The 4785-nt window shown below is 41.7% G+C and carries 5 protein-coding genes; all 5 read left to right on the forward strand.

What is annotated here, in order from left to right; translation table 11 throughout:
• The coding region (locus tag Q1V93_RS14390) for a glycosyltransferase family 2 protein (protein WP_300665624.1) at positions 1-695 on the forward strand (695 nt) is incomplete at its 5' end.
• Complete coding sequence (locus tag Q1V93_RS14395) at positions 682-1698, forward strand: glycosyltransferase family 9 protein (RefSeq protein WP_300665626.1); 1017 nt, start codon at positions 682-684, stop codon at positions 1696-1698. The genes Q1V93_RS14390 and Q1V93_RS14395, both read left to right, overlap by 14 nt.
• 1 nt (position 1699) lies before the next feature.
• Positions 1700-2515 carry a hypothetical protein gene (locus tag Q1V93_RS14400; RefSeq protein ID WP_300665627.1) on the forward strand — a complete coding sequence of 272 codons (816 nt, stop codon included), beginning with the start codon at positions 1700-1702 and terminating at the stop codon, positions 2513-2515.
• A gap of 579 nt (positions 2516-3094) precedes the next feature.
• The gene (locus Q1V93_RS14405) at positions 3095-3898 is read left to right on the forward strand and encodes a hypothetical protein (protein WP_300665628.1); all 804 of its coding nucleotides are present in this window, start codon (positions 3095-3097) and stop codon (positions 3896-3898) included.
• 133 nt (positions 3899-4031) lie between these two features.
• The coding region (gene pgk, locus Q1V93_RS14410) for a phosphoglycerate kinase (protein ID WP_300665629.1) at positions 4032-4785 on the forward strand (754 nt) is incomplete at its 3' end.

Here is a 4785-nt window from a genome sequence, read left to right on the forward strand (position 1 = left end):
TGAAATCCATCCGGGATCTGGCAGATGAAATCATTGTTCTGGATGCTTTTTCCACGGATAAAACGGCAGCAATTTGTTCCAAATATCCTGTTCGATTTGAACAGCGTGCCTGGGAAGGATATGCAGCCAGCAAAAATTACCTGAATAGTCTGGTCTCTTCCGATTATATCCTCTCCTTAGATGCCGACGAAGCATTAAGCGAAGCACTTTACAACGAAATCAAAACGGAGAAAACGCGTGGTTTCAAAGGAACCTATTCCGTGAACCGCATGACCAATTACATGGGAAAATGGATTCGTCACAGCGGCTGGTTTCCCGATATCAAACCGCGTTTGTTTCCCAAAGAAGGAGCTTACTGGTCCGGAGAATATGTTCACGAAGAACTCATTTATCCGGCTTGCGAACCAAAAGTATTTGAAGGCGTTTTGGAACACTATTCCTATTATTCCTACGAAGATCATCGGGCACGCGCAGACAAATATTCCTTGCTGACAGCGCAGAAATTTCATGCTCGCGGTAAAAAAGTTGGTCCCCTGAAACCTTATATCAGCGCTTTGGGTCGTTTCATTGCCATGTATTTTATTAAATTAGGCTTTCTGGACGGATGGAAAGGTTTCAAGATTGCTCAAATCAGTGCTCAATCCAACGTTTTAAAATACAAGGAACTAAGAAGACTGAATCGTGAAGGAAAATAAGAATTGGAACGGAAAACACATTGCAATCAGCCGGGTTGACAGCATCGGTGATGTATTGCTCACTCTTCCGGTCACAGCATGGTTGAAGGAACAATTTCCGGATTGCAGAATCACTTTTTTCTGCCGGAATTACACTGCTCCGATCGTCAAATACTTTGCTGCCATTGATGATATTGTCAAAGTAGACGATTTGTTTACTTTACCTAAAAAAGAGCAGATCGATGCTGTTGAAAACCTGGGAATCGACGCTGTAGTTCATGTTTTCCCGAAAAAGGAATTGGCGAAGTTGTTTAAAAAAGCGCTTGTTCCAACCCGGATCGGAACTTCTCACCGACTCTTTCATTTAAGCACTTGTAATATCCGGCTGGATTTTACCCGCAAGAAATCACCTTTGCATGAAGCGCAATTGAATTTCGAGTTACTTCGTCCTTTCGGACTTTCGGAAATTCCTTCTTTTGAAGCAGTCAACAAATACACTTCAAGCTTTATTATCGAAAAACAAGAACTGCCGGATGAATTTGACGCAATTCTTGCAGGCAACTATGTTGTTCTTCATCCGAAATCACAGGGAAGTGCCCGCGAATGGCCGATTGAAAAATACCTGGAGCTTGCAGAAAAATTAATCGTAAATGGTTACGAAGTTGTCTTTACCGGAACAGAAGCAGAAGGAAAACTCTTTCGCAAAAAACTACCCGACAATCCGAAATGTCATGATTCAACCGGAAAATTAAGCATCGACCAGTTAATCTGGCTGATCAAAAATGCAGCTGCTTTGGTTGCATGCAGTACAGGCCCGCTTCACATCGCCGGATTCTTAGACACAAAAGCTATCGGATTGTTCTCTCCAAGAATTCCCATTCACCCGGGAAGATGGCAACCGCTGGGCAAGCACTCAACAGCGCTTGTATTCGATCCGAATTGCCCTAAATGCAGAGCAAAGAAAGACTGTGACTGCATTTCGGATATTTCAGTTGAAACCGTATTACAGGAAATCTTAAAGTAAGATGAGACCCACTCTCAGCATATTGATTTATACCAATAGCTGGGTTGCTTTGTGTGTAACAAGTCTTGTTTACGGAATCGGGAGTTACTTTCGGCTGGATCATCTCGAATTATTTGCTCTCTGGAGTTTCACCGGGACCGTAAGTGCTTACCAATTGCATCGCTTGTTTCGTTTGCGCCAGCTGCATCATACAGTTCGTTCCAATCGCCGGCTACTTTGGATGCAAAACACCTACTCTTTCCAGATTGCCTGGTTCATTGTAAACTTTCTTTCCTGCCTGGCATGCATGCTTTACATTCCTTTAACAAAGGAATACATTTTTCTCGTCGGGTTGAATGCTTTGATTGTTGCGCTATACGCACTACCTGTTCCTTTGATCGGAAACGGAATCCGACACCTTCCTTTTGCCAAAAATATCCTGATCTCATTCAGCTGGGTGCTCATTGTTCTGATTCCTTTTGCTTCGCTGAAAAAATTGCATTTAGTTCCCTGGGAAATTCCGGCAATTATCTTTCTTGCGGCATTTGCACAAATCATTCCCTTCGACAGCCGGGATGCCTCCCACGATCCTAAATCTTTGTTTACTGTTCCACAATTAATCGGTGTTTCGCTTTCAAGGTACATTGGTTTTTCCCTGCTTTGCCTGGCACTTTTCCTTCAGCTCGATTTGCTTGGATTCCACTGGCTGTTTCCCTTTATTGTATTTTGCGGAGGAGTTGGCCATTTGATTTCCTTTAAGGTCGGTTATCAATTGCGCCTCGAATTCATGTGGGAATTGCCTTTGGGTTTGATGGGACTTTGGTTTTTACTGGCATGAAATTTTTTGGGAAGATTATACTTTAATTAACTCATATACAAAAATCAAGCGAAGATCCCTCAAAACTTTGCGTTTCAAGGATTATGAAGAGTAATTTGTCCATTCACCTAAGAGAAACAAAAAATAGGAAACTTCCGCTCTGTTTTATTTGTAAAAAATACGCATAGACATGTGTCTATTAGCCCAGTCACAGCAAGGGATTTGTGTGTGTTTTTGTTTTAAATATGACTTGTCCTGGAATGTAGGTGATTTTTTAAGTCACGCAGATTTTAACTTGTAGTTATCTGCGCGAAAAATTATTAGATCACCTATATTTTAGGACACAACATTTAAATAAATTCTGCTCTTTGCGCTCTTCAATTCTTTGCGTTTAAAATAAGGTCTGATTTGAACAAACGCTAAGATGCAAAGGGCGCAAAGCAAAGAAGTCAGAGAAAATAATCTGCGTGCATCAGCGGGAAACAAAGTAACGTCTACACCAAAATTCCCGTACCAGACATTTAATTAAAATTTAATTCTTTCTTCCGCGGTTTTCATATTCCTTGAAGTACTTTCAAATGGTAAAAAATAAATTCCACTATGAAAAAATTAGCTACTTATGCAGCAGCTCTTTTGCTGACAACAGGTTTGAGCACTTCCTTCGCTCAGAACAACACCCAACAGGACCTTAACAATGCCATTCAAACTGCTGAAAACATTCCCCAGGATGTTCAAACTGCTTCGAATGCAATTGATCGATTGGTTTACGAATTGAATATCACGGGTACTCCGGATGCAGATGCGTTTTACTCCGATTTGTTTGTCCTGATCAATCAGGTACAAAACAATGCAGACGACATTGATTACTTCATGGGATTAGCACAAAATGAAAGCCCGGTGTCTTTTTCCACTGCACCGGTGAACCAAATCACAGCGCAGTTGGTTGCATTGAATGATGACGTAATTAATCTGACAACCCAGATCAAAGATGCCGTACTTGGAAACCAGTATAGCAATGCCAACGCATTGATCCCCGCTCTTCGCAACACATTGGCTACTCAGGCAAACCTTGCAGACAACATCATTTCCGAGATCGAAACGATCAAACAAACGGCAACGATCTACACGGTAGAAATACGTTTGGTAGATTCAGAAGGACACGTAACGCATACCAATGACCTGCACGGATATTACGCACACAACCAGGCAACCGGCGAATATCTTTATCCGCAAGATGAGCGTGATTACAGTTCCGGTACGTTCTTTCTTCCGTCTGGAACTTACACATTCGATTCATTCAACGGATATTGGAGCGGTACCGGTTCGAATACGGTAACTCTTTCAAATGCATTGGTGAATGAAGACGGAGTAATCGTTGTAGATCTTGTTCTTTGGTCTGAATAAAAAACCAAGTTTCTCAAAACAAGCTTCTGAAAAATGGCGACGGATACTCGTTGCCATTTTATTTCAGTCCGGTTTTTCAATTTGCCATTTCCGATCTTTAACCTAACTTTGCCCCAAAATTAAGATTCCATTAATGGCAACAATAGCAACTTACGATTTTCAAAACAAACGCGCATTGGTGCGTGTTGATTTTAATGTTCCTTTGAACAAAGAAACGCTGGAAATAACGGATGATACACGAATTCGTGCAGCATTACCGACTATCAAGCACATTTTGGAAAATGGTGGAAGTGTGGTGTTGATGTCACATTTGGGACGACCGAAAGAAGGTCCTGAAGATAAATACTCGTTGAGACACATTGTTGGGAGAATCGAAAGTTTATTGGGAAAAAACATCAAATTTGCTTCGGACTGCATCGGGGCAAGTGCTTTCGAAATGAGTGCGAATCTGAAACCGGGAGAGATTCTTTTATTGGAAAACGTACGTTTTTACAAGCAGGAAACTGCCGGAACGGAATCTTTTGCTGAAGATTTGGCAAAACACGGGGATTGTTATGTGAATGATGCTTTCGGAACAGCTCACAGAGCACACGCTTCCACGACTGTTGTGGCAAAATATTTCCCAAATGATAAGATGTTCGGTTACTTGCTTGAGGCTGAAATCAAAAGCGTAGATCGCGTTCTGAACAGTGATGAAAAACCACTTACGGCTATCGTCGGAGGAGCAAAAGTTTCTTCGAAGATCACGATTATCGAGCGTTTACTGGAGAAAGTAGACAACCTGATCGTTGGCGGAGGAATGGCGTATACTTTCGTGAAAGCACAAGGCGGATCAGTTGGAAGCTCTTTGGTTGAAGATGAATTTTTGAATGTTGCTAACGATATCC

Source organism: Fluviicola sp., assembly GCF_030151805.1.
GTDB lineage: Bacteria > Bacteroidota > Bacteroidia > Flavobacteriales_D > Crocinitomicaceae > Fluviicola.